Consider the following 26,162-nt stretch of genomic DNA (forward strand, 5'->3'; position numbering starts at 1 on the left):
AGCACGACCTTGCCAAGGTCGGGGTCGCGAGTTCGAGTCTCGTTTCCCGCTCCAGTATTATCCTCCCAAAATGCTTTTTGTAACCTATCCTGATGTCAGTAGTTATCCCATTTTCCCTCTGTTTCTGATTTCACAATCTTATAAACTTACCTGCTTTTGAGACCCAGCCTGGCCGTTTCTGTTGAGTAACAGATGGCGCAGCACTTCCTTTCTTTACGCCTCCTCGCAGCGTAATAACAACGAATACAGGGACTGGCTACGTCACGGAACCCTTCCCTGCCTGATGCGTTATGCTGAACCCGCTTGTAACAGGACGTCGCTACAGCGGATTAGCGGAAACGAGCAATGGAAGTCAGCATTTTTTTTGGATAAGCGCTAAAAATTTTTCTACAAAACCCTTTCAGACCTTGCTGCTGGAGCATCGTATCCGCTATGGCACCGATCGCTTTTTCCTCAATGGGAACCTTGTCGCTGATACTCCATCCCCGACGCGGGTGAGTCTGAATAATATTTTCCGTCAGTCCGGCATCCTGTAGCTGCTTTCTTAATTTTGAAATAGTCTGATAAAGCGTATTCGGGGTGACAATTTTCCCATGATTTTCCCAGCCCGCCGCATACAGGGAATGATGAGAGACCATTTCCCCGCTTTGGCAAATCAGCAAATGCAAACAGCGCGAAGCGGTAACGTAAGTGACGTGCTCTTTTCCCGTTTTGCACGAGATAAGCTTATTCTGCTGAGGAACAAAATGGATCTGATTGTTAATGCAATAAACAATAGAATCTTTATTATCCATGGTGCTTATCGTCCTTAATAAGTGGCATATCCTGAAGATATTGTTATGTGTTTTTAATAACCAGCCACAGGCGCATGGCTGAGCCTGAAATTTTTTTGCCTCGTCAGGCGCGCGCGTCTGTTTTACTGTTAATTAATGTAATTTTTTAAAAAAAAAGTCGACGGCGCTGAGATGCTTTAACACCTTTTAATTATCAATTCTTACCGTAAACGCCAGAACGCGTATCTTTGTCAATGCTTTTATCCTTTGCAATAACAAAGAAATGTCATAAGTAAGTGTGCGGCCAACTTCCCCTGTATTCAATCTTTTTTTTACTGGTCGGATGAATCACTTTAGCCGTAAATTAAATAGCCGGGTAAATTATATATGATGAAGATATTAATAACTTTTAACATAGCCTGGTGTCAGGCTGGAAAAAGTGAGATCCAGCGTATCTGCTTGTATGGGAACATAAAAAAGGCAGGCAGGGGGCCACAAATGTAACCGAGGGCAGGTAATAGTTGGACGACCCTTAATTAAGACAGGAGAAAATAACAGGCTAAGCGAAAAATAAAAGGAATCAGATATAATTGGCTAATATTTAATGATTTTTTTAAGGAAGAACGGGATGGTTAGCGAGGTAATGAATTGTTTTTTTAGAAGTTTCAGACTGCTCACAAGCCGATGGTTTACTTTATTCAGGTGATAACGTGATGATCGAGCGAACATTAGCCTTGAGTGTTTAACTATAAAGCAACATTTTAATGGGTTTTGCGGTTAGTGGTTCATAACCTCTCTGCTTGTGCTGAGAATGTTGACATTAATTTTAGGGGGGTGGCTTACTTTCGTTCAGGATATGCCTGTTGCCGTTAAAATGGAAAAGGGAAACATCAGCCGGCCTTGCGCTCAGTACTCAGCATGGGCAGCCTGCGGTTCCTGTAACACGCAGAGAGTACGAAGGAGAAATTGCTGGCATGGGCTATAAAGGCATTTCAGTGGATAACTGTCATCAAACCCTTCCTGATAATATTTTTTATAAAGAGTTTTAAAGTAATAAAATTAATGGAGGCGTCACTGCTGGAAATACGGATAAGAACAGGTTATCGAAGGTTATCTATGAGAGGTGCTAATGACCAGCTGTGGAGCAGGTCAGGATAATGGCGAGGGCTGCCCCTAAACAGCAGGCTTTGTTAAATCAGCTAACGGTTCGCCTGTTCAGGATGACCGGTAGGGTTTAAGAGCAGGCAGCAGCCCGGCAGGGAACGCCAACAAGGGAAACGAGCCGAAGTGATGAAACAACATAGTAAGAAGGGGAAGGGCCTCTCCATGAGGTATAAACGCGCAGCCCGAGGGTTTACTCTGCATTCGAGGAGCGTTTATCACCCTGTCTGTCAGCCTACGCATAGATGCGTAGCAAGGCGACGATCGCCAGCAACAATTAGCCGCAGACAGCAGAAAAAAGCTTGTTTTTGCTCAATGATACGTTCATAATCGCACCCGTTCGACCATAAGAGAATAACAATTCTTTTAAAATCAACAAGTTAACAATTTTAACGCGGTTAACTCTTAGTATTATCTCTTTGCGGGAATAGCTCAGTTGGTAGAGCACGACCTTGCCAAGGTCGGGGTCGCGAGTTCGAGTCTCGTTTCCCGCTCCAGAACATTCATCATTATCATTTCTGATCGAGTTATCCACAGCCCTTTAGCGGCTGGGTTTCGCTTTTTTCAGCCTGTACAGAATAACCTTCAACAGAGTTATCCACAGGTTGCGATCTACCCCTGCCTGCTATTCAGGAATAAAAGACGTTACGCACATTTTTTATCTTTTTGATTTATAAAGAAAAACTAATATTTCAAAATGTTATAGAGATCGCTTGCGCTTTCTGTGGCAGTTGAATGACAACGGCTTTTTATTTTTATGCACAGCGTGTGGAAAAGTGGCTTAACGACGCAGGCAGCCTACGTGGTTATTTATGCGTCGCGCGGCAATCCTTTTTCTATGACGCGCACCAGCCGCTTTTGCTGGCCGCTCTGCACCTCAATCGCGTTTTCCGCTCGCCTTGCCAGCTGACGGGTCAGCGCCCAGGTAATATGCTCGTCCAGCATCGGATTTTCTCCCTGACGGTTTTGTAAGGCCGCCACGTTTTCCTCTGACCAGGGCGCATTGCCCAGCGCTACCGCGACGTTGCGCAACCAGCGAAGATGACCGATACGTCTGATCGCCGATCCTTCCGTCACGCGTAAAAAGGTCGCCTCGTCCCAGGCAAACAGGTCGGTTAAGGGCGGCGCATGAAGCACGGCGCGCGGGCTGAAATCATCCTCATCCGTTAGCTGACCGTAGCGATTCCAGGGGCAGATTAGCTGACAGTCGTCACAACCGTAAATGCGATTGCCGATAAGCGGCCGGAACTCTTCCGGAATGGTGCCTTCCAGTTCAATGGTCAGATAGGAGATACAGCGCCTGGCATCCACGACGTAAGGCTCGACTATCGCGCCGGTCGGGCAGGTGGTCAGGCAGGCGACGCAGCGGCCGCACTGCTCCTGCTGCGGTGAATCGACCGGTAAAGGCAGGTTGATCAGCAGTTCGCCAAGAAAAAACCACGAGCCGGCTTCACGGTTCAGGATCAGAGAATGTTTGCCCGTCCAGCCCAGCCCCGCTTTGGCCGCCAGCGGTCTTTCCAGCACCGGGGCCGAGTCGACAAAAGGCCGAAACTCAGCCTCTTCGCAGCGCTCACGGATACGATCGCCGAGCTTTTTCAGGCGATTGCGCAATACTTTGTGGTAATCACGTCCCAGCGCATAGCGGCTAACGTAGCCAAGCTGCGGATTTTTTAGGGTGCTGGCGAACGCCGCCTTAGCGGGCAGATAATTCATGCGCACGCTGATAACCCGCAGCGTGCCGGGCTGTAGCTCATGAGGGCGGGCGCGCATCATACCGTGACGCGCCATCCAGTCCATTTCGCCATGATATTGCTTGTCTAACCAGGCCTGCAGGCGCGGCTCTTCCAGACTAAGATCGGTATCGCAGATACCGACCTGCTGAAAGCCGAGTTCCAGCCCCCACTGTTTAATTTCCAGGGCGAATTGAGAAAGATCGAGAGGATGCGACATGACTAACCTGAACCAGCTAAATAACCCGACCAGTTTACCCTATTCTGTCTGGCCTGTAGAGGCGATTGCGCAACTTGAGCGCGAGGGCGCGGACGCATTGGGGATCACGCTGTTTGAGCTGATGCAGCGGGCGGGCGAAGCGACATTCCGCCACGTTCAGGCCCTGTACCCGGAGAAGAAACGCTGGCTGATCCTGTGCGGCCATGGCAATAACGGCGGCGACGGTTTTATTGCGGCTCGCCTGGCGCTATCGGCAGGGAAGGAGGTGACGGTCATTGCCTGCGAAGGATCGAAGGCGCTGCCGGAAGAAGCGACACAGGCGCGCGACGCGTGGCTGGCGGCAGGCGGGGAAATCCATGCGGCGGACACGCCCTGGCCTGAACAAAGCGATATTATTATCGATGCGCTACTGGGCACCGGGCTGAACCGCGCCCCTGGCGACCAATACGCCCGGCTGATTGAGAAAGCGAATGCGGCCAGCGCGCCGGTATTTGCCGTAGATATACCCTCCGGGTTAGTGGCTGCTAACGGGACCACTCCCGGCGCGGTTATTAACGCCGCCCATACGCTAACGTTTATCGCGCTTAAGCCGGGTCTGCTGACCGGTAAAGCACGGGATTGCGTCGGTCAGCTACATTTCCATGCCCTTGGGCTGGATGCCTGGCTGGCAGGGCAAACTGCACCGATGGCGCGCTACGATGCTTCCGTGCTGACGCGCTGGCTGCCGCCGCGTAAGCCCACTTCTCATAAGGGCGACCATGGCAAGCTGGTGATAATCGGTGGCGATCAGGGAACGGCTGGCGCCATCCGGATGACGGGCGAAGCCGCGTTGCGCGCCGGAGCAGGCTTAGTGCGAGTACTTACTCACAAAGATAATGTCTCACCGCTGTTAACGGCGCGGCCCGAGCTAATGGTACAGACGCTAAGCGATCGGGCGCTTGATGAGGCGCTGGAATGGGCCGACGTCATTGTGATTGGCCCGGGGCTGGGGCAGCGTGACTGGGGTAAAGATGCCCTGGAAAAAGTAAAAAAATCGTCTAAACCGATGCTTTGGGATGCTGACGCGCTTAACCTGCTGGCAATCGCTGGCGATAAACGTCAAAATCGAGTCATTACGCCGCATCCGGGCGAAGCGGCCCGTCTGCTTAATGTAAAAACCAGCGAAATAGAGAGTGACCGCTTACTTGCCGCTCGCAGCCTGGCTAAACGCTACGGCGGCGTGGTGGTCCTGAAAGGGGCCGGCACGCTGATTGCCAGTGAAGCGGGCGAGATGGCGATTGCCGATGTCGGTAACGCCGGTATGGCGACCGGCGGCATGGGCGACGTGCTTTCCGGCATTATCGGCAGTTTGTCAGGCCAGAAGCTCTCGCTGTATGAAGCGGCCTGCGCAGGCTGCGTGGCCCACGGCGCTGCGGCGGAAGCCGTATCGCAACGTCTGGGCACGCGCGGGATGCTGGCGACCGATCTGTTTTCCGAGCTGTACCTGTTTGTTAACCCAGAGATCCTGAACAGAAAAGAATGAAGACCGCTATCGCATTGTCCGACGAGGCTGCCACTCTCGCACTGGGAGCCAGCCTGGCCCGCGCCTGTCACAGCGCGGCAACACTCTATTTGTATGGCGATTTGGGCGCGGGGAAAACCACGTTCAGTCGCGGTTTCTTACAGGCGCTGGGTCACCAGGGCAACGTGAAAAGCCCGACCTATACGCTGGTAGAGCCTTACGTTCTGCCGGATCGTCGCATTTATCATTTCGACCTCTACCGGCTGGCCGACCCTGAAGAGCTGGAATTCATGGGGATCCGCGACTATTTCGGCGGCGACAGCCTTTGCCTGGTCGAATGGCCGCAGCAGGGCGCGGGCTTTCTTCCGCCGCCGGATATTGAACTGCGTCTCAGTTATCAGGGCGAAGCCCGTCAGGCAGAGCTTGAGGCCTGCTCGGCAGAGGGCGAGGCGATCCTGGCCCGCATGGAGAAAGACGGACAATGATCAAGCTGGGACTGCTGCTGGCTGCTTTACTGAGTACGTTTTCCACTCTGGCCGCTAATTTATCGGATATACAGGTTTCAAACGGCAACGACAGGGCCTCGATCACGCTGAGCTTCGGCGGTCAACCGGTGTATGGCTTCTTTCCGCTGCACAATCCGGAACGCGTGGTGCTGGATATTCGCCAGAGCGGCGTGATCAAAGGCCTGCCGTTGACGTTCAGCGGCGATAATATGGTGAAGCGTATTCGCGCCAGCACGCCAAAGGATAAACAGAGCATCCGGCTGGTGTTCGAGCTGACGCAGCCGGGAAAAACGCGCGCCGTGACCCAGCGTAACGGCAGCACCTATAACGTGGTTTTCACCATCAACGGCACGCGTCCGGCACAGCGATCTGCCGCCGTCAGCAGCGTTTCGCGGCCCGTTCCGGCAGACAATCCGTTTAAGGGCAACGCCGTTACGGCGGTCAGCAACGGCAACGAAGTCGCGGTGCCGGGCAGAACGGTGCGTGCCGTTGACGAAGCTATTATCGTGGCGATAGATGCCGGACACGGCGGCCAGGATCCGGGTGCTATCGGCGCGAACGGGCTGAAAGAGAAAAATGTGACTATCGCCATAGCGCGCAAATTAAAAGCGTTGCTGAATGCCGATCCTATGTTTAAAGGCGTGATGACCCGCGACGGCGACTATTTTATCTCCGTGATGGGCCGCTCGGACGTGGCGCGCAAGCAGAACGCTAATCTGCTGGTGTCTGTCCATGCCGATGCCGCGCCGAACCGTAGCGCGTCCGGCGCGTCCGTCTGGGTACTCTCTAACCGCCGCGCCAACAGCGAAATGGCGGGATGGCTGGAGCAGCACGAGAAACAGTCGGAGCTGTTGGGCGGCGCGGGCGATCTATTGGCTAACAGCCAGGCCGATCCCTATCTCAGCCAGGCGGTGCTCGATTTGCAGTTCGGCCACTCGCAGCGCGTTGGCTATGACGTAGCGGTTAAGGTTATCGCCCAGCTGCAGCGCGTTGGCTCGCTGCACAAACGACGCCCGGAACACGCCAGCCTGGGGGTATTACGCTCGCCGGATATCCCTTCGCTGCTGGTGGAAACCGGCTTTATCAGTAACCCTTCGGAGGAGCGACTGCTCGGCAGTAGCGCTTACCAGCAGAAGATTGCCGAGTCGATTTATAAAGGCCTGCGCAACTACTTCCTGGCGCACCCGCTGCAATCCATCCCAAAGGAGGAAAACCGACCGTTGCAGTCCGCAACGGCGGTTGATGTTCAGCCTAATCCCGCCCCGGTCAGCACGCGCTATGCCGGTGCGGTAACGCGCCACGTGGTGAAAAGAGGCGAGACGCTTTCCGGGATTGCCGACCACTACGGCGTCAGCATGGCGATGCTGCGTTCGATGAATACGTTGAAGAAGGATGTCGTTTGGGTCGGCCAGCGGCTGAAAGTGCCGGCTTCCGGCGCGCAGAGCGTGAGCGCCAGCCGGCCGCAGCGGCATAAAGTGGTGCGCGGTGACTCGCTGACCGCCATTGCCGCACACTATGGCGTCAGCCCGAAAGCGATACAGCAGGCGAATAATATGAAATCGCAAAATGTTATGCTGGGGCAGACGTTAACTATTCCAACCTCGTAAACAAGGATCTTTTATGCCGATTCAGGTACTGCCGCCACAGCTTGCCAACCAGATTGCCGCAGGTGAAGTGGTAGAGCGTCCGGCGTCGGTGGTGAAAGAACTGGTCGAAAACAGCCTGGACGCTGGCGCGACAAGAATAGATATCGAGATCGATAAAGGCGGCGCCAAACTGATCCGCATCCGCGATAACGGCTGCGGCATCAGCAAAGCCGAGCTGGCGATGGCGCTGGCCCGCCACGCCACCAGTAAAATCACCACGCTTGACGAGCTGGAAGCCATTATGAGCCTCGGCTTTCGGGGCGAAGCGCTGGCCAGTATCAGTTCCGTTTCGCGCCTGACGCTGACCTCGCGTACGGCTGAACAGGCGGAAGCCTGGCAGGCCTACGCGGAAGGGCGAGAGATGGACGTGACCATCAAGCCTGCGGCGCATCCGGTCGGCACCACGCTTGAAGTGCTGGACCTCTTCTATAATACGCCCGCCCGCCGGAAATTTATGCGCACGGAGAAAACCGAATTCACCCATATCGACGAGGTGATCCGGCGTATTGCGCTGGCAAGGTTCGACGTGGCGTTTTCGCTGACCCATAACGGCAAGCTTATCCGCCAGTATCGCGCCGTCAGCGACAGCAAGCAGCGTGAACGCCGCCTGGGCGCAATCTGCGGAACTGCTTTTCTCAGCCATGCGCTGGCTATCGAATGGCAGCACGGCGATCTCGTGCTACAGGGTTGGGTCGCAGATCCGATCGGCGCTCGCGCCGTTACCGATCTGCAATATTGCTATGTTAACGGCCGCATGATGCGCGATCGCCTGATCAATCATGCTATCCGCCAGGCCTATCAGGATAAGCTGGGCGACCATCAGCCTGCCTATGTGCTTTACCTGACCATCGATCCGCATCAGGTAGATGTCAACGTGCATCCTGCCAAGCATGAAGTGCGTTTCCATCAGTCGCGGCTGGTGCATGACTTTATCTATCAGGGCGTGATCAGCGTGCTGCAGGAAGCCGGTGCGGAGACGCTGCCGGGCGTGACGGCTCAAGCGCCGACCGAGCGCTGGCAGCCAGAGAACCGACAGGCGGCGGGCGGCAACCATTTTTCCGCGCCTGCACCGGCCAGAAACGCTGGCAGTAACGGTGGAGGTAATGGCGGCGGCAACGGCGGAAGTAATGGTGAAGGTAATGCTGGCGGCCACGGCGGAAGTAACGGCGGAGGCAACAGCGGCGGGAAAGCCGCGGCAGGCTGGCAACATCAGGAGCCAGGCTACCAGAAAAAAGAGGGCGCGCTCTATCGCCAGCTGCTGCAAACGCCTGAATTGCCTGCCGCGCGCGAGGCGTCGTCGCGTCCGGTTGAGCCAAAAAGCGCACGCGCGCAGCCTGAACCCGAGCCAACGCTCAGCGGTCACAGCGAAAGCTTTGGCCGCGTGCTGACCGTGCTGCATAACGACTTTGCGCTGGTGGAATCTCGCGAGCGCCTGGCTCTGATTTCGCTGCCGGTGGCGGAGCGCTGGCTGAAGCAGGCGCAGCTGGAGCCTGGCGAAGAAGGGTTAAAACCGCAGCCGCTGCTGATCCCGGTCAGGATAAAAATGGCGAAGCCGGAGCGCGAAGCTGCCAGTCGTTTAGCGTCGTTATTGCAGCAAATGGGCATAGAGCTGGAAGCGGACGGGCAGCACATCACGCTGCGCGCCGTACCTTTACCATTGCGCCAACAAAATTTACAAATCTTGATTCCAGAACTGTTAGGCTACCTTGCTCAACAGCCGGAGATTGCGGTCAGGCAGGTGGCGCAATGGTTAGCGCGGCACGCTGTGACCGAGCGTCCGCACTGGAATCACTCGCAGGCGATTGCGCTGCTGGCAGAGGTCGAAAGACTTTGCCCGCAGCTGATTAAATCGCCGCCATCCGGACTACTACAGTATGTTGATACTGAATTGGCGATGAATGCCCTGAAGCATGAGTGACTTATCTACGGCTGGCCGGCCTAAGGCTATATTTTTGATGGGGCCTACGGCCTCCGGCAAGACGGCGCTGGCGATAGCCTTGCGCCAGCAGCTGCCGGTTGAGCTGATTAGCGTCGATTCCGCCCTGATTTATCGCGGTATGGATATCGGCACCGCCAAGCCCTCGGCAGAGGAGCTGCGGCTGGCGCCCCATCGTTTACTGGATATTCGCGATCCCGCTGAAACGTACTCGGCGGCGGAGTTCCGCCGCGATGCGCTGGCGGAAATGGCAGAGATTACCCGAAGCGGGCGTATCCCGCTGCTTGTTGGTGGTACCATGCTCTACTACAAGGCGCTGCTGGAAGGATTATCGCCGTTGCCCCCGGCCGATCCTGAAGTACGCCAGCGTATAGAGCAAAGGGCGAGTGAAGAGGGATGGGAAGCGCTTCACCGTCAGTTATGTGAAATAGATCCCATTGCTGGAAATCGTATTCATCCGAATGATCCCCAGAGACTCTCGCGAGCACTGGAAGTTTTTTTTATTTCAGGTAAAACTTTAACAGAACTGACGAAAACCGCAGGTGAAGCGTTGCCGTACGAGGTGGTGCAGTTCGCCATCGCTCCTCGTGAGCGGGAAACCATCCATCAGCGTATCGCGCTGCGTTTTCAGCAAATGTTAGCGTCAGGATTTGAAGCGGAGGCTCGGGCACTTTTTGCACGAGGTGATTTGCATACGGACATGCCTTCCATTCGTTGTGTGGGTTATCGCCAGATGTGGTCATTTTTGCAGGGCGAGATCGATTACGATGAAATGGTTTATCGGGGAATTTGCGCAACACGGCAATTAGCCAAGCGCCAGATAACCTGGCTGCGCGGCTGGAAGGATGTTCAGTGGCTGGATAGCGAACAACCTGAGGCGGCGCTGGCAGAGGTATTACAGGTTCTTAGTGCGAAGGCTGGGTGATTGTGTACAATTGGTGCGTTATCGTGCGCAAATTTTTACGCAGTATTTCAGAGCGCAAGCTCTTAAGTAGTAAACAACAAGCATATAAGGAAAAGATAGAATGGCTAAGGGGCAATCATTGCAAGATCCGTTCTTGAACGCACTGCGTCGCGAACGTGTTCCGGTTTCGATTTATTTGGTGAATGGTATTAAACTGCAGGGTCAGATTGAATCATTTGACCAATTTGTAATTTTACTGAAAAACACGGTTAGCCAGATGGTTTATAAACATGCCATTTCTACCGTTGTTCCGTCCCGTCCGGTCTCCCATCATAGCAACAACGCGGGTGGCGGAAGCAGCAACTATCATCACGGTGGCAGTAATCAGGGAGCATCATCGCAGCCCCAGCAGGAAAGTGACGACGCAGAGTAATCGCTCTTCTTTCAGGACGGGCCGGCTCGCCCGTCCTGGCAATGTCCCTGACTCGCGCCTCTTCTCAGGAAAAGGCGAACGGGCGTCGCTAGTTAGCGCAAATGTGCATTTTGCCTCTGATCCCAGGCAGTATGGCCATCGTAAAGCAGGTTCAACAAGGTTCTGAGAGGTTTTAAGTTTGTTTGACCGTTATGATGCCGGTGAGCAGGCCGTACTGGTACACATCTATTTCTCCCAAGACAGAGATATGGAAGATTTACAGGAGTTCGAAACTCTTGTCTCTTCCGCTGGTGTCGAAGCACTACGCGTAATTACCGGAAGCCGCAAGGCGCCACATCCAAAATATTTTGTTGGTGAAGGTAAAGCCACAGAAATAGCCGAGGCGGTTAAAGCCAGCGGCGCTTCTGTCGTGCTCTTCGATCACGCCCTTAGTCCGGCTCAGGAGCGCAACCTTGAAGCGTTGTGCCAGTGCCGCGTAATCGACCGCACCGGCCTGATCCTGGATATCTTCGCGCAGCGTGCGCGTACCCACGAAGGTAAACTTCAGGTCGAGCTGGCTCAGCTACGCCATCTTGCCACGCGTCTGGTACGCGGCTGGACCCACCTGGAACGCCAGAAAGGCGGTATCGGCCTGCGCGGCCCGGGTGAAACACAGCTGGAAACCGACCGTCGTCTGTTGCGCAACCGCATCACGCTTATCCTTTCCCGGCTTGAGAAAGTAGAGAAGCAGCGCGATCAGGGACGTCAGGCGCGCAACAAGGCCGATGTGCCTACGCTCTCGCTGGTCGGCTATACCAACGCCGGAAAATCCACCCTTTTTAACCGCATTACTTCTGCCGAGGTCTATGTCGCCAACCAACTGTTTGCGACCCTGGATCCCACGCTGCGTCGTCTGGACGTGGCGGACGTAGGCGAAGTGGTGCTGGCGGATACCGTTGGCTTTATCCGTCACCTGCCGCACGATCTGGTCGCCGCTTTTAAAGCGACGCTGCAGGAAACACGGCAGGCCACGCTGCTGCTGCACGTTATCGACGCCGCCGATCTGCGCGTGGATGAGAATATTGAAGCTGTAGAAGAAGTGCTGGAAGAGATCGAAGCAAACGACATTCCGACGCTACAGGTGATGAATAAGATTGATGCGCTGGAAGATTTTATCCCCAGGATCGATCGCAATGATGAAAACCTGCCGGTTCGCGTCTGGGTTTCCGCGCAAACGGGCGAAGGCATTCCGCTGCTGTTTCAGGCGCTGACCGAGCGGCTGGCAGGCGAAATAGCCCAATACGATTTACGCCTGCCGCCGGAAGCGGGGCGGCTGCGCAGCCGCTTTTATCAGCTGCAGGCGATAGAAAAAGAGTGGAATGAAGATGACGGCAGCGTAGGGTTACAGATACGCATGCCCATCGTTGACTGGCGCCGCCTGTGTAAACAGGAACCGGAGCTGGTGGATTACATTGTTTGACGCCCGACTCGCGTATCCCGGCTCTGGGATAACACCGCATACACAATAAATGGAGCAGAAACATGGCGTGGAATCAGCCCGGGAATAACGGACAGGACCGCGACCCGTGGGGGAGCAGCAATAATCAAGGCGGCAACCCCGGGGGAAACAAAGGAGGGCGCGATAAAGGGCCTCCTGATTTGGATGATATTTTCCGCAAGTTAAGCAAAAAGCTTGGCGGTTTCGGCGGTGGTAAAAACGACGGCGGCCAGCAGGCGCCGGGACGCGGCGGTCGCCTGATCGGCATCGTTGCCGTTGCTGCGGTAGTGATTTGGGCAGGCAGCGGTTTCTATACCATTAAAGAGGCGGAGCGCGGCGTGGTAACACGTTTTGGCAAGTTCAGCCATCTGGTAGAGCCGGGCCTGAACTGGAAGCCGACCTTTATTGATCAGGTTCGTGCCGTCAACGTTGAGGCGGTACGCGAACTGGCTGCATCAGGAACGATGCTGACTTCGGACGAGAACGTGGTGCGCGTGGAAATGAACGTGCAGTACCGCGTGACCAACCCGGAACGCTATCTTTTTGCCGTAACCAGCGCGGACGACAGCCTGCGCCAGGCGACGGACAGCGCGCTGCGCGGCGTAATCGGCCGCTCAACGATGGATCGCATTTTGACAGAAGGTCGTACCGTCGTGCGTAGCGATACCCAGCGCGAGCTGGAAGAGACGATCCGTCCTTACGATATGGGCATTACGCTGCTGGACGTCAACTTCCAGGCCGCTCGTCCGCCGGAAGAGGTGAAAGCCGCCTTTGACGATGCCATTGCCGCGCGTGAAAACCGCGAGCAGTACGTTCGTGAAGCGGAAGCCTACGCCAACGAAGTCCAGCCGCGCGCCAACGGCCAGGCTCAGCGTATTCTGGAAGAAGCACGCGCTTATAAAACGCGTACCGTGCTGGAAGCGCAGGGTGAAGTGGCACGCTTCGCCAAGCTGCTGCCGGAATATAAAGCCGCGCCGGAGATTACCCGCGAGCGTCTCTATATTGAAACCATGGAGCGCGTACTGAGCCACACCCGTAAGGTGCTGGTTAACGATAAGGGCAACAACCTGATGGTACTGCCGCTGGATCAGCTGATGCGCGGCCAGAGCGCCCCAGCGTCAGCGGGGCAGAACAATAACAGCCTGCTCCATCTGCCGGCAGCCTCGGGCAGCAATGAACGCGCCAGCAACGGCTCGTCGTTCAGCCCGGACAGCATTATGGATCAGCGTCGGGTTAATGCTCAGCGTAACGACACCCAGCGCGAAGGGAGAGATTAAGGATGCGTAAGCCATTAATCGTGGTATTAATTGTGGTGCTGGTGGTGCTTTACGCATCGCTGTTTGTGGTGCAGGAAGGCCAGCGCGGCATCGTTATGCGCTTTGGCAAAGTACTGCGCGACGATGAAAATAAACCGCTGGTCTATGCGCCGGGCCTGCACTTCAAGATCCCTTTCCTGGAATCCGTGAAGTCGCTGGACGCGCGCCTGCAGACGATGGATAACCAGGCCGATCGCTTCGTCACCAAAGAGAAGAAAGATCTGATCGTAGATTCCTATATCAAATGGCGCATCAGCGATTTCAGCCGCTACTATCTGGCTACCGGCGGCGGCGACGTTTCGCAGGCGGAAGTGCTGCTGAAACGTAAATTCAGCGACCGTCTGCGTTCTGAGATTGGTCGTCTGGACGTTAAAGATATCGTTACCGACTCGCGTGGACGGTTGACTACCGACGTGCGTGACGCCCTGAACACCGGCAGCGCAGGCCAGGATGACGAGATCGCCACGCCAGCGGCCGATGATGCTATCGCTTCCGCTGCGGCGCGCGTAGAGCGCGAAACCAGCAGCAAAGAGCCAGCGGTGAATCCGAACAGTATGGCGGCATTGGGCATTCAGGTCGTTGACGTGCGTATCAAGCAGATCAACCTGCCGACCGAGGTGTCTGACGCTATCTACAATCGTATGCGCGCCGAGCGTGAAGCGGTTGCTCGTAGCCAGCGTTCACAGGGTCAGGAAGAGGCAGAGAAACTGCGTGCGGGCGCTGACTATGAGGTCACGCGCACCCTGGCCGAAGCGCAGCGTACCGCGCTGATGACGCGCGGTGAAGGGGATGCCGAAGCGGCGAAACTCTTTGCCGACGCCTTCAGTCAGGATCCGGATTTTTATGCCTTTATCCGCAGCCTGCGCGCCTACGACAGCAGCTTCAACAGCAATCAGGACGTAATGGTACTGAGCCCGGACAGCGACTTCTTCCGCTTTATGCAGTCGCCTTCCAAAGCGACTCGCTAAGCATCTTCACACTCAGGCCGGGGATCCTCCCCGGCTTTTTTATTTCTCGCCGCAAGCGTAATGCATTTGTTAATTAATTATTAATTAATATTCTCGCAAAAATGTGATTATTCCGCTTTTTCCCCCTTGCCGTTGACGGCCTGCCGCGCTTTGTGTAGCCTTTTTTTACGCTTATTTTATTAAATGATTAATGGCTGCAAATATTTAACCATGATAAGCGTTTGCCGCTTTTAAATAAGCCGGGAGTTTTACGGGTGAAATAACCGGGCGGCCATCTTAAAATAGCGTTAATAACAGGATGAATGGAAATGGATCCTTCCAGAAATCCCCGCTGTGTCTTTTATTCACATGATACAATGGGATTCGGCCATATACGCCGAAATATGTTGCTCAGTCAGTCAATAACAGCAGCCTGCCCTGATGCTGAGATATTGCTTATTTCAGGCGTGCGTGCAGCCGGTGCCTTTATGCTGCCGCCCGGCGCAGACAGCCTTATCCTGCCTTCCTGGCAGAAGACCGTAGAGGGAAAGTATCGCCCCCGCGCGTTGGGCAAAAAGGTTCAGCCGCTGGTCAGGCTTCGCTCGCAAATTATTTACGCGGCTATCAACGCTTTCTCACCGGATATTATGATTGTGGATAACGTGCCGCGCGGCGCCATGCGCGAGCTGGATCTCAGTCTGCCGCTGCTGGCCGCTAAAAAAACGCATCTGATATTAGGCCTGCGCGATATTATTGACGACCCCGAAGCGGTGAAAAAACAGTGGCATAAGCAAGAAAACAGTGCGGCGCTCAGGAAATTTTATTCATCGATTTGGGTTTACGGCGACAGGGCGCTTTACGATTTGGCTCGCGAATATCACTTTGACGCCGCGACCAAAAATAAGATGATTTTTACCGGCTATCTGGACGCGACGCGCCGCATTCAAAGCTTTGGTGATGATGAGGCTGCGCCTGTCGCCCGGCCTTATGCGCTGTGCGTCGTGGGCGGCGGGCAGGATGGCTTTCGCCTGGCGGAAAGCTTCGTCAGCACCGTATTGCCCAACGGGATGCACGGCGTATTAGTGACCGGAACGATGATGCCCGAGCCGCAGCGGCTACGGCTAAAAAAACTGGCCGTAGGGTTTCCTGAAAAAACCGTGGTGGAATTCGTGGCGGAACCGCTAAAACTGCTGCGCTACGCCAGCCGCGTTATTGCGATGGGCGGATATAATACCCTGACGGAAATCCTGGCTTTTAATAAAACGGCGCTGATTGTGCCGCGCATCGCTCCCCGCCAGGAACAGTGGATCAGAGCGACGAAACTTGCCGCGCTGGGGTTGATTGACGCGCTGCATCCGGCTCATCTGACCCAGGAACGGCTGGGCGACTGGCTGAAGCAGCCGCGCCATTTTGTTAATCCGCGTGAAAAGCTGAATTTTGACGGTCTGGAAAAGGTAGCCGTCAGCGTCCGGCAAATACTCAACGGCAGGCGTATCGGGGAGTATGTCTGATGGCGTCTGAACCGCTGCGCGTGGGCTACGTGCTGAAACGCTACCCACGTTTCTCAGAAACATTTGTCGTCAGTGAAATCCTGGCGCATGAGCGTACGGGCCTCAGCCTGACGATTTTTGCGCTCGGGCCGGTGATGGAAACGCATTTTCAGCCCGATATCGGCACGGTGAAAGCGCCGGTTATTCGCCTGGCGAATAAGCAGCGTAACACCGAACTTTTCTGGAGCCTGGTAAAAGAGGCACTGGAGGTGCTGCCTGATTTTGCCACCCGGCTGGCAGAGGAGCGGGATCACGAGGTGCACGAGCTGGCGCAGGGCATAGCGCTCGCGCTGGCCGTCAGACAGCACGCACTGCGGCATCTGCATGCGCATTTTGCCACCCAGGCCGCTACCGTGGCGCGGCTTGGTGCAAAGTTCAGCAACATAAGCTGGTCTTTTACCGCCCATGCAAAAGACATCTATTACCGCTATGACACGGATATCCGGCTGGCCCGCAAAATAGAGGACGCCAGCCATGTGATAACCGTGTCCGATTACAATCTTGCCTGGCTATGCGAGCGTTACGGCGGCGATCGGCAGAAAGTCAGCCGGCTTTATAACGGTCTGGATCTGCGCCAGTTTCCCTGGCTTTCCCCGCTCAGGCGGCAGGCCGCTATTCTGGCGGTGGGGCGGCTGGTGCCTAAAAAAGGGTTTCGGACGCTGATTGCCGCCCTGACGCAGCTGCAGGCCAGAGGCATTCCGTTCCACTGCACGCTGATTGGCGACGGCCCGGAACGGGCGGCGCTTGAGGCGGCTGTCGAGGCCTGCGAGCTACAGGCACAGGTGACTTTTACCGGTCTGTTACCGCGCCAGCAGGTGGCGGCAGCGATGCAGGAGAGCGCCATGGTGGTTGCGCCCTGCACCATTAGCGAGGACGGCGATCGCGACGGTCTGCCAACCATTTTGGTTGAAGCGATGGCGTTGGGTACACCGGTGATTTCCACACGCGTGGCAGGGATCCCGGAGCTGGTCATTGATGGTCAAACCGGGCTGTGCGTCGACCCTGATGATGCCATCGGGCTGGCCGATGCGATAGTGATGCTGCTGAGCGGGCAGGATATGCGTGAAAAGCTGGCAAGGCAGGCGCGCAGGATGATTGTTCGCGACTACGACATCGACCGTAACATCATGGAAATGCAAAAGATATTTACTCCACAGCAGAAATAAATTCTGCGTATGAAAAAAGGATTTTCATTTATGCGAGTTGCTTTCATCTGTGCAGATAGCGGGATCCCCGTTTTTGGCTGTAAGGGTGCATCCGTCCATATTCAGGAAGTGCTGCGCGCGCTTCTCCGACAGGGCGCGAAGATCGTGCTTTTTGCTCGTCGCATTGCCACGCCGCCCGACGATCTGCAAGGGATCAAACTTGTTTCGCTCGATCCCTTCGATCCGCCAGCGGTGGACAATGCGCTGACGCGGGTTGAAACGGCGCTGGCCGTTAATTCTCAGCTGGAGCAGGCGCTCCAGGCGGAAGGCCCGTTTGATTTGGTCTATGAACGCTATTCCCTGTGGAGCTTCGCCGGACTGGCGTATGCGCACCGACAGGGCTGGCGCACGGTGCTGGAAGTCAACGCGCCGCTGATTGAGGAACAAAAACGCTACCGCGAGCTGGTGGCAGAAAAGAAGGCCGTGGCGGTGTTGAAAAAGCTGCTTGCCAGCGCGACGGTGGTTATTGCCGTTTCGCCCGGCGTAAAAAAGTGGCTGACTGACTTTACCGGTTCTGCTGAACGCATCCACATTATTGCTAACGGTGTCGATCCGTTGCGCTTTCGGCCTCCCATCGCGCCGCCACAGCCGGAAACCAGCTGGGGAGCGATAACCATCGGCTTTGTCGGCACGCTTAAGGCCTGGCACGACGTAGAAACGCTGCTGGATGCTTTTGTACTGCTCCAGCTGCAGCGTCCTGACGTCTGGCTATTGATTGTTGGCGATGGGCCACAGCGGCAGAAACTGCAAAAAACGGTGCAGGCGAGAGCGATTTCCGGCGTCGCTTTCGCCGGTGCCGTTAGCCCGGCGACGGTGCCGGACTGGCTGAACAGGATAGACATTGCCGTCGCGCCCTATCCGCAGCTGGCGGACTTCTACTTTTCGCCGCTGAAAATCTATGAGTATATGGCCGCGCAGCTGCCGGTTGTGGCAACGCGGGTCGGCCATCTTGCCGAAGTGATTGACCACGGCGTCACGGGCATGCTGGTAGAGCCGGGCGATGCCACGGCGCTTTGCGTTTTGCTTCGGCAGCTGGTGGACCAGCCTTTGCTGCGCCAGCGCCTGGGGGTAGCCGCCCGACGCTTCGTCACGGAGCATCACAGCTGGGATAAAATAGTCAGCGAGACGCTGCGGTTGGCGCAAATGCCTGTCGGGAGCGCAAGCTAATGTCTCTGCCCTGGCTGCCCGTTGCTGCCCGTTTCGCTCCCTGGCTTCGCCAGCAGCGCGGCTTAATCGTGCGTTCGCTCCTTTTCCTGCTGCTGGCGACAGGCATGCGCCTGCTGGAGCCGTGGCCGCTGGCCTTTATTATCGACGAGGTGCTGGCGCAGCCTGGCGCGCCGGTTACGGGCAGGCTGAATACGCTGGTTGGCCATTTTAGCGCGGCGGGTCTGCTGCTGCTTTGCGCCGGCAGCGTCATCCTGATTGCCGCCGTCAAAGCCAGCCTGAGCTACCTGAGCACCGTCGGCCTGGCGATGGCGGGCAATCGCATCATCAGCATGCTTCGTCAGGCGCTGTTCAGTCATCTGCAAAGCCTGTCGTTAAGCTTTCATCATCAGGCGAAGAGCGGCGATCTCACCACGCGGCTGATCAACGATATCGGCATGCTGCGCGAGGCGATGATTACGGCGATGGTGCCCATGCTGGCGAATATCCTGATCCTGACCGGCATGTTCGGCATGATGCTCTATATCAACTGGAAACTGACGCTGCTGTCGCTGTTGTTGATGCCGCTGCTGCTGTTCAGCATTCGTCGCACCAGCGTGAAGGTGCATAAGGTCAGCCGCGATCAGCGCAAGCGGGAAGGGGCGCTGGCTGCCAGCGCCGCTGAATTTCTCGGTGCGATAGGCGTGGTGCAGGCGCTGTCGCTGGAGTCCGTCGCCGCCGGCCGTTTCGCGGTTGACGACGTAAAAAGCCTGCGGCAAAACGTACAGTCCCGTCGCCTGCTGGCGGGCCTGGAACGGAAAGCCGATCTGATCATCGCTTTCGCCACGGCAGCGGTCCTCTATTATGGCGCAAGCGAAGTATTGAAAAGCCGGATGTCGCCCGGCGATTTGCTGATTTTTGTCTCCTACCTTAAAAACTCATTTCGGCCCGTGCGCGAGTACGCTAAATATGCCGGACGCCTGTCCAAAGCGCTGGCCGCAGGCGAGCGCGTCACCAGCCTGATGGATGTCCGGCCGGTAATTGTCGATCGGCCGGACGCGCAGACGGTCAGCGTTCGCGGCGAAATCTGCTGCGAAGACGTCGGCTTTAGCTATTCGGCCTCGCAACAGCACGGCACGCTGCGGCATATCAGCTTTTCCCTGGGCGTCGGCGAGTCGCTGGCTATTGTCGGATCTTCCGGCACGGGGAAATCCACGCTGCTTAGCCTGCTGCTGCGGCTGTACGATCCGCAGGCGGGCCGTATTCTGCTCGACGGGCGGGATATTCGGCACTGTACGATTAAAAGCGTGCGGCAAAATATCAGCTATGTGCCTCAGGACAGCCTGTTATTCGGCCTGAGCGTTCGGGAAAATATTGCCATGGCGGCGCTGAAAGCCGTGACGGATGAACAGGTTTACGCCGCCGCCAGGCTGGCAGGCGCGCACGAGTTTATTATGCGGCTGCCGCAGGGGTACGACACCGTGCTCAGCGAAAGGGGACACTCGCTGTCCGGCGGCCAGCGCCAGCGTATCGCGATTGCACGCGCCGCCGTCAGGCAAAGCCCGGTGCTGCTGCTGGACGAGCCGGATACGGGCCTGGACTGCGAAAGCAAGCATCGGTTGACCGGCGCGCTGACCCGACTGATGGCTGGCCGCACCACGATTATCGTAACGCATAACCTTTCCTTTGCCGCGCGAGCCCAGAGGATCCTCGTAATGGAAGAGGGCGAAATCGTTGAGCAGGGCACGCACGAGCTGCTGTTGGAAAGGCGCGGGCGCTACGCCTGTCTGTGGGCACTACAGCAAAGCAACAACAGGGACGTATCCTATGCTACGGGATAAACATGAACCGATCGGGAAAGACGGCGACCTGCCGGGGCTGGCGGCGCTATTTGATGAAGATCTGCTGACGGCAAAAATACGTGCTTTACCGCCGTTTGCCGGGCTGCGCTCGCTTAAAATCGACTATATCCGTTATAAACCCGCCACCAGCTGCGTCGCAACGCTGATCCTCCAGTTCGCTGACGGACAGCGGCGCTGGCTGGCCGCCAAGGCGCTGACGCTGACGCGCTTCGAGGTTTCCTGGCGGCATCCCAGACGGCAAAAGCTCATTAACAACGGCGATCCTTTTGCCCCGCTGGCTATTCCCGAGCTGGGGATCATCCTGAGCTATCCACAGCACGATCGCGCGCTTCCCGGCCTCGCTTTGCTGAATGGCTCGCGTGAGCGGGACGCGCAGCTGCGCAGCTGGCTGCCTGACATTGCCGTCGGGGCGCGTCTTGAGCTGAACATCCTGCGCTATAAGCCGGAACGCAGGCTGCTGGCGCTGCTGCGCTGCAACGGTCGGCCCTGGGCCACGCTGCGTTTTGCCAGCGATGAACGTTATCAGGCAATGCTGACAGGCAACCGGCTGGGGCACGCCACCGGCGAAATTGAACTGCTGGCGGCGCTGCCCGAGCAACGATTGCTGATCGCCCGCTGGATTGAGGGGGAAACGCTGTGCGTGGAGCAGGCCGGCAACCTGACGGAGCAGGATGTTTTCCTGCTGGGAGGCAAACTGGCCAGGCTGCACAGCCTGAAAATATCGCTGCCAGACGCGCCGCTGCCGGACGGCATCAGGGACGCATGGCAGGTGCTGAACACGCTGAAGGTTGTGGCGCCCATCCAGCAAGAAAAATTTATCTCACTGTTAACCGGATTGGCAAAAAAACTGACGGGTCGCCTGTTCCGGCGCGTGGTTATCCACGGCGATTTCACTGTCGATCAGGTGGTCAAACGCACCGTGGAGAGCCAGCTGCGGTTGATTGACTGGGACAGAGCCACAGCCGGTCATCCCGCCGTCGATCTGGCCGCTTTTCAGGCCAGGCTGGAACTGCAGGTCATTGAGAAAACGCTGACGCCAAACCAGGCCAGGCGGATTGTCGCCGCACTACATGAGGGATATCGTCAGCAGCGCGGCCATCTGCCGCCGCTGCTGGCTGATTATACGGCGCTGGCGCTGTTGCAGCTGGCCGCTGAACCGTTTCGCAAGCGCACGGCGGGCTGGCCGCAGCATATCGACGAACTGTTGCAGCGGGCCGGAGAGCTGATGGCGCAGCGCGAGCCGCCCGCCGATCCGGCAGCGACGCTGTCCGGGCTGCTGAGCAAGCCGCGCATAGCGCCGCTGCTGCGTCAGGCGTTGGGATTGCCTGCCGCCGCCATGCTGGAGGAGGCTACGCTCGTTACCCACAAGCCCGGTCGTCGCGCAGTGCTGGCCTGGCGCTGGACATCAGCGCCGGACGAACTGAGCATTATTGGCAAATACCGTTATAAAGGGTTCGAGCCGCATGGTTTTCTTGTCCAGCAGGCGCTGTGGCGCAACGGTTTTAGCGGTGACAGCGATATTATCGTGCCTGAGCCTCTGGCCGTGCTCGAAGCGCAAAATCTCTGGCTCCAGCAGCATATCGCCGGTGAGCGCGTCACCGAAGCGCTGTCGCCGGATAATAAACAGCTGGCGGCAACGGGCGAGCTGGTCGGCACGTCGCTGGCCCGGCTACAGCACAGCCGCGCCGCGCAGCGGGCCGTTGCGGGTAAGCGCTGGTCGGTAAAAGACGAGCTGGAGACGCTGCGGCAGCAGCTGAAACAGGCCGCGACGACGCGCCCTGCATGGGCCGCCAGGATAGCCGACGTCAGCCGCGCCTGTGAGCAGCTGGCGCTGGCGCTAAGCCCCACGCCCGGCCTTTTTCTCCATCGTGATTTCTATCCCGCCCAGCTGCTGCTGACGGACGCACGGCCAGGGCAGCTTGCCGTACTGGATTTCGATCTTGCCGCCCTGGGGCCGCCATCGCTGGATGCAGGCAACTATATCGCTCATCTGCGCGAGCAGGCGCTGCGGGACTACGGCGACGACAAAGCGCTGGCCGTGCATGAAGATGCTTTTCTGGCGGCCTGGCTGGCGCGATCGGCCGCAGCGGATATCGCTAATATCAGCATTTTTACCACGCTGGCGCTGGCGCGCCATATCGCCATCAGCCTGCTCTTTCCTGAACGTCACCACACAACGGCCAGTCTGCTGGCGCTTTGCGAGGCGCGGCTAAAGCACGCGGCTGCACGGAGAGGATGCTGATGATCCGGCGCGGCGTGCTTGTACTTATAGTATTGCCGCATTTTTACCCGGTCGAGGCGCAGGCAGAGCCGGTCAGCTTTCACTGGCGGGCGATTTACGAGGCGAAAACGCTGCAGAACAGCAAGCTCAGATATGGCGAAGATCGCAGCAATCAAACAGAAACCGAGCCGACGCTGCGGCTGAACGTGCGGGGATTTAAAGACGAGCCGGTCTCTTTTTTCAGCGAGCTGGAGCTGATCCAGAAACGAAAGCGCCAGACGGGAAGCGGCGGCAATACCACCGATACGCTGAACTTCAACCAGCTCTGGCTGCGTGTTGATAACCTGCTGCTGCCGGAAACCGAACTGCGGCTGGGGCGCTGGCTGCTGCGCGACGAGCGGGAATGGCTGGTTGATGAAAACGTGGATGGCGTCCATGCGCGCTTTGGCGATGCGCTAAAAACGGCAGTAGGCGTGGGACGCGTCAATTACTGGCAGCGAAACCTGCTGGATAGCCACACGCGCGGCGATAAGACCACGCTGCTGATGCTGTTCTCTCGTTACGGGATCAACCCACAGTGGCGAGTCGGCGGCTATAGCTTCTGGCAGTATAATCGCGCCGCAGAAGGCGACAGGCAGCTCAACATGGGGCTGCGATCCTGGTCGCCTCCGCAGGCACCGGTCAGCCATTGGCTGGATATCGGCGCGGTACGCGGGCAAAAAGCGCGGCAGGCGCTGCGGGGCTATGCGCTGGACGGCGGCGTCACGCTGACCTTTAAACAGATAGCGTTACGTCCCCGGCTGACGCTGGGCTACGCCTGGGGCAGCGGCGACCGCGATGGCGATAACATTTCCAGGCGCTATCGACAGACTGGATTACAGGGGAACGAGGCCCGGTTCGGCGGCCTGGCGAAATATAAAATCTATGGCGACACGCTCGATCCTGAACTAAGCAATATCCATATCCTCACCGCAGGCGTGGGTGTGAATATCACTGACCGTCTTTCGCTTGATGTTATCGGCCATTACTACCGTCAGGATCGCCTGGGCCAGCAGGTCAAAAACAGTACGGCGCTGCAGGCTAAATACGATCGTCTGAGTACGAAAAAGCTGGGATCGGCGCTGGATATCGTGGCGGGCTGGCGAGCGTCGCCGCATATCCGAATAGAGGCCAGCGCCGCCTGGTTTGCGCCTTCGTCCCGCTTTTATAACGGTTCAGGGCAACGCAGCGAGCACGCCAGCAGCGCCAGCTCGTGGTGGCTGAAAGCGGGAATACAGTTTTAGCGCTTTAACATGATTTCTTTCATTTTCCCGGCCAAACCGGTAAAAAGCCGTGGCATACTACGGCTCTTTTTTCCGGATCGTCATTTATGAATGCAAATGTTTGGTTAGCGCTGGCATTAGTGCTGATTTTAGAAGGGATTGGCCCGATGCTGCTGCCGCGTATCTGGCGGCGTTTGATCCTCACGATGGCGCAGGTTCCCGACCGATTACTGCGTCGTTTCGGCGGCGGGCTGGTGGTCGCCGGCCTGGTGATCTGGTATAGCGTCAGCGTCCACGGCGGCGGATAACGGTACGAAAAAGCGCCCGTCGGCACCGGACCGCGCGACGGGGAAAAAAGTACGCAAACGTGTGCTAAAAGAGCTGAAAGACGTGTTTTACGGTGGTAGAATCCATTTTTAAGCAATCGGTGATTTTAGAAATGGGTAAGAACGTCGTCGTACTGGGCACCCAATGGGGTGACGAAGGTAAAGGAAAGATTGTTGACCTGCTGACCGAACGTGCGAAATACGTGGTTCGCTATCAGGGTGGTCATAACGCGGGCCACACGCTGGTCATCAACGGTGAAAAAACCGTCCTCCATTTAATTCCCTCTGGTATTCTGCGTGAAAACGTAACCAGCATCATCGGCAACGGTGTGGTGCTTTCACCGGCCGCGCTGATGAAAGAGATGAAGGGTCTGGAAGATCGCGGCTTTCCGGTACGCGACCGCCTGTTTATCTCCGAAGCCTGTCCGCTGATCCTGGAATATCACGTCGCGCTGGACGTGGCGCGTGAAAAAGCGCGCGGTGCCAAAGCGATCGGCACCACCGGTCGCGGCATCGGCCCAGCCTATGAAGACAAAGTTGCCCGTCGCGGTCTGCGCGTTGGCGACCTTTTCAATAAAGAAACCTTTGCGGCCAAGCTGAAAGAAGTGATGGAGTACCATAACTTCCAGCTGGTGAACTACTACAAAGAAGAAGCGGTCGACTACGACAAAGTGCTGAACGATATCATGGCCATTGCCGATATCCTGACCGGCATGGTGGTGGACGTTTCCGAACTGCTGGACGGCGCGCGTAAAAACGGTGACCTGATCATGTTTGAAGGCGCGCAGGGCACGCTGCTGGACATCGATCACGGCACCTATCCGTACGTAACTTCTTCTAACACCACCGCAGGCGGCGTAGCGACAGGTTCCGGTCTGGGCCCACGCTATGTGGATTACGTGCTGGGCATCGTAAAAGCCTATTCCACCCGCGTTGGTGCAGGCCCGTTCCCGACCGAGCTGTTCGACGAAACCGGCGAATTCCTGTGCAAGCAGGGTAACGAGTTCGGCGCCACTACCGGCCGTCGTCGTCGTACCGGCTGGCTGGATGCGGTTGCCGTGCGTCGCGCGGTGCAGATCAACTCGCTGTCTGGTTTCTGCATGACCAAGCTGGACGTGCTGGATGGCCTGAAAGAAGTTAAAATCTGTGTCGCTTACCGTATGCCGGACGGCCGCGAAGTGACCACCACGCCGCTGGCAGCAGAAGGCTGGGAAGGCATTGAGCCGATTTATGAAACCCTGCCGGGCTGGAGCGAAACTACCTTTGGCGTGAAAACGCTGGAAGGCCTGCCGCAGGCGGCGCGCAACTATATCAAGCGCGTTGAAGAAGTGACCGGCGTGCCGGTAGACATCATCTCTACCGGTCCTGACCGTAGCGAGACGATGATCCTGCGTGACCCTTTTGACGCATAAGATGTTAGCCAGGCCGGACAATATCCGGCCTGATTTCCTCTCCCGCTCTCTCGTCCCGCCCTCTCTTTATCAGCGCTTACTGAAATAAAATGGCCTCGAATGCGAAGGCTGGTTTATCATCATTGACAACACACTCATTTTTGAGCGGATTGCTGGCGCGTTTAGCGCCGTGCCGTTGAGGTAACCGTGCAGCTAACAAGTTTCACTGATTATGGTTTACGCGCGCTGATTTTTCTGGCCGCGCTGCCCGCAGGCAGGATGACCAGCATCACGGAAGTCACCGGGGCTTACGGCGTCTCGCGTAATCATATGGTTAAGATTATCAATCAGCTGAGTCGGGCAGGCTATGTCGCTGCGGTACGGGGCAAAAACGGCGGCATCCGGTTGGGTAAACCGGCCAGCGAGATCGTGATAGGCCAGGTCGTCCGCGATATGGAGCCGCTCCAGCTGGTGAACTGCCACAGTGACTTTTGCCACATCACCCCGGCCTGCCGCCTGAAAACGGCGCTGCACGAGGCCGTACAGTGTTTTCTCGCCGTGCTGGACGGCTACACGCTGGCCGATTTGGTTACCGACAACCATCCGCTCTACCAATTGCTGCGAATTGAGCAACCCTCTTTCCGCAGCTGAT

General features: G+C 56.9%; 21 protein-coding genes and 1 tRNA gene. 20 read left to right on the top strand and 2 right to left on the bottom strand.

All coding sequences use genetic code 11. From position 1 onward, the window contains the following. Nucleotides 1-329 precede the first annotated feature (329 nt). On the bottom strand, nt 330-794 hold the full coding sequence (locus QCD69_RS17340; protein WP_253455906.1) for a winged helix-turn-helix domain-containing protein: 465 nt from the start codon (nt 792-794) through the stop codon (nt 330-332). A gap of 842 nt (nt 795-1,636) precedes the next feature. On the opposite strand from QCD69_RS17340, the gene QCD69_RS17345 reads away from it, so the two are divergent. Next, on the top strand, nt 1,637-1,822 hold the full coding sequence (locus QCD69_RS17345) for a hypothetical protein (RefSeq protein ID WP_301252882.1): 186 nt from the start codon (nt 1,637-1,639) through the stop codon (nt 1,820-1,822). A gap of 533 nt (nt 1,823-2,355) precedes the next feature. Beyond that, nucleotides 2,356-2,431, top strand: a tRNA-Gly gene (locus QCD69_RS17350). 313 nt (nt 2,432-2,744) lie between these two features. On the opposite strand, the gene queG is transcribed toward QCD69_RS17350, so the two are convergent. Further along, nucleotides 2,745-3,884: a tRNA epoxyqueuosine(34) reductase QueG gene (queG, locus tag QCD69_RS17355; protein ID WP_253455902.1), complete on the bottom strand. Its 1,140-nt coding sequence runs from the start codon at nt 3,882-3,884 to the stop codon at nt 2,745-2,747. Here queG and nnr point away from each other — a divergent pair. The 18 genes from nnr to nsrR all read left to right on the top strand — a co-directional run bounded on the left by nnr (nt 3,883) and on the right by nsrR (nt 26,161). Continuing rightward, a complete protein-coding gene (nnr, locus tag QCD69_RS17360) occupies nt 3,883-5,406 on the top strand; it encodes a bifunctional ADP-dependent NAD(P)H-hydrate dehydratase/NAD(P)H-hydrate epimerase (protein ID WP_301252883.1) in 1,524 nt (507 codons plus the stop codon). The two genes, queG and nnr, sit on opposite strands and share 2 nt — an antisense overlap. Further along, nucleotides 5,403-5,870 carry a tRNA (adenosine(37)-N6)-threonylcarbamoyltransferase complex ATPase subunit type 1 TsaE gene (gene tsaE / locus QCD69_RS17365; protein WP_253455898.1) on the top strand — a complete coding sequence of 156 codons (468 nt, stop codon included), beginning with the start codon at nt 5,403-5,405 and terminating at the stop codon, nt 5,868-5,870. Before nnr ends, tsaE begins: the two co-directional genes overlap by 4 nt. After that, nucleotides 5,867-7,498, top strand: a complete 1,632-nt coding sequence (gene amiB, locus QCD69_RS17370) for an N-acetylmuramoyl-L-alanine amidase AmiB (RefSeq protein ID WP_253455896.1) — start codon at nt 5,867-5,869, stop codon at nt 7,496-7,498. Before tsaE ends, amiB begins: the two co-directional genes overlap by 4 nt. A gap of 13 nt (nt 7,499-7,511) precedes the next feature. Further along, on the top strand, nt 7,512-9,455 hold the full coding sequence (gene mutL, locus QCD69_RS17375; protein ID WP_301252886.1) for a DNA mismatch repair endonuclease MutL: 1,944 nt from the start codon (nt 7,512-7,514) through the stop codon (nt 9,453-9,455). Next, nucleotides 9,448-10,398, top strand: coding sequence for a tRNA (adenosine(37)-N6)-dimethylallyltransferase MiaA (gene miaA / locus QCD69_RS17380; RefSeq protein WP_301252888.1), 951 nt, complete (start codon nt 9,448-9,450; stop codon nt 10,396-10,398). The genes mutL and miaA overlap by 8 nt, the downstream gene beginning before the upstream one ends. A gap of 100 nt (nt 10,399-10,498) precedes the next feature. Further along, nucleotides 10,499-10,810 (top strand): RNA chaperone Hfq, encoded by a 312-nt coding sequence (gene hfq, locus QCD69_RS17385; RefSeq protein ID WP_246760812.1) that lies wholly within the window; start codon nt 10,499-10,501, stop codon nt 10,808-10,810. Between the two features lie 178 nt (nt 10,811-10,988). After that, entirely contained in the window at nt 10,989-12,269 is a 1,281-nt protein-coding gene (gene hflX, locus QCD69_RS17390; RefSeq protein WP_253455889.1) for a ribosome rescue GTPase HflX, read from the top strand. 62 nt (nt 12,270-12,331) lie between these two features. Beyond that, nucleotides 12,332-13,564 carry an FtsH protease activity modulator HflK gene (hflK, locus tag QCD69_RS17395; protein ID WP_125290307.1) on the top strand — a complete coding sequence of 411 codons (1,233 nt, stop codon included), beginning with the start codon at nt 12,332-12,334 and terminating at the stop codon, nt 13,562-13,564. A gap of 2 nt (nt 13,565-13,566) precedes the next feature. Further along, nucleotides 13,567-14,571 (top strand): protease modulator HflC, encoded by a 1,005-nt coding sequence (gene hflC / locus QCD69_RS17400; protein WP_253455887.1) that lies wholly within the window; start codon nt 13,567-13,569, stop codon nt 14,569-14,571. Nucleotides 14,572-15,038: 467 nt separating this feature from the next. Further along, nucleotides 15,039-16,061: a glycosyltransferase family protein gene (locus QCD69_RS17405; protein ID WP_301252891.1), complete on the top strand. Its 1,023-nt coding sequence runs from the start codon at nt 15,039-15,041 to the stop codon at nt 16,059-16,061. Beyond that, the gene (locus QCD69_RS17410) at nt 16,061-17,266 is read left to right on the top strand and encodes a glycosyltransferase family 4 protein (RefSeq protein ID WP_301252892.1); all 1,206 of its coding nucleotides are present in this window, start codon (nt 16,061-16,063) and stop codon (nt 17,264-17,266) included. The genes QCD69_RS17405 and QCD69_RS17410 overlap by 1 nt, the downstream gene beginning before the upstream one ends. A 30-nt stretch (nt 17,267-17,296) precedes the next feature. Beyond that, complete coding sequence (locus QCD69_RS17415; RefSeq protein WP_301252893.1) at nt 17,297-18,472, top strand: glycosyltransferase family 4 protein; 1,176 nt, start codon at nt 17,297-17,299, stop codon at nt 18,470-18,472. Next, nucleotides 18,472-20,289 (top strand): ABC transporter ATP-binding protein, encoded by a 1,818-nt coding sequence (locus QCD69_RS17420; RefSeq protein ID WP_301252895.1) that lies wholly within the window; start codon nt 18,472-18,474, stop codon nt 20,287-20,289. The genes QCD69_RS17415 and QCD69_RS17420 overlap by 1 nt, the downstream gene beginning before the upstream one ends. Next, nucleotides 20,276-22,552: a phosphotransferase gene (locus tag QCD69_RS17425; RefSeq protein WP_301252897.1), complete on the top strand. Its 2,277-nt coding sequence runs from the start codon at nt 20,276-20,278 to the stop codon at nt 22,550-22,552. The genes QCD69_RS17420 and QCD69_RS17425 overlap by 14 nt, the downstream gene beginning before the upstream one ends. 14 nt (nt 22,553-22,566) lie before the next feature. After that, the gene (locus tag QCD69_RS17430; RefSeq protein WP_301252898.1) at nt 22,567-23,814 is read left to right on the top strand and encodes an alginate export family protein; all 1,248 of its coding nucleotides are present in this window, start codon (nt 22,567-22,569) and stop codon (nt 23,812-23,814) included. A gap of 86 nt (nt 23,815-23,900) precedes the next feature. Continuing rightward, on the top strand, nt 23,901-24,101 hold the full coding sequence (locus QCD69_RS17435; protein ID WP_125290314.1) for a DUF2065 domain-containing protein: 201 nt from the start codon (nt 23,901-23,903) through the stop codon (nt 24,099-24,101). A gap of 131 nt (nt 24,102-24,232) precedes the next feature. Then, entirely contained in the window at nt 24,233-25,531 is a 1,299-nt protein-coding gene (locus QCD69_RS17440) for an adenylosuccinate synthase (protein WP_253455869.1), read from the top strand. Nucleotides 25,532-25,717: 186 nt separating this feature from the next. After that, nucleotides 25,718-26,161, top strand: coding sequence for a nitric oxide-sensing transcriptional repressor NsrR (nsrR, locus tag QCD69_RS17445; protein ID WP_253455868.1), 444 nt, complete (start codon nt 25,718-25,720; stop codon nt 26,159-26,161). The last annotated feature ends 1 nt before the right edge of the window (nt 26,162 follow it).

The organism is Erwinia sp. PsM31, assembly GCF_030433775.1.
Taxonomy (GTDB): domain Bacteria; phylum Pseudomonadota; class Gammaproteobacteria; order Enterobacterales; family Enterobacteriaceae; genus Erwinia; species Erwinia aeris.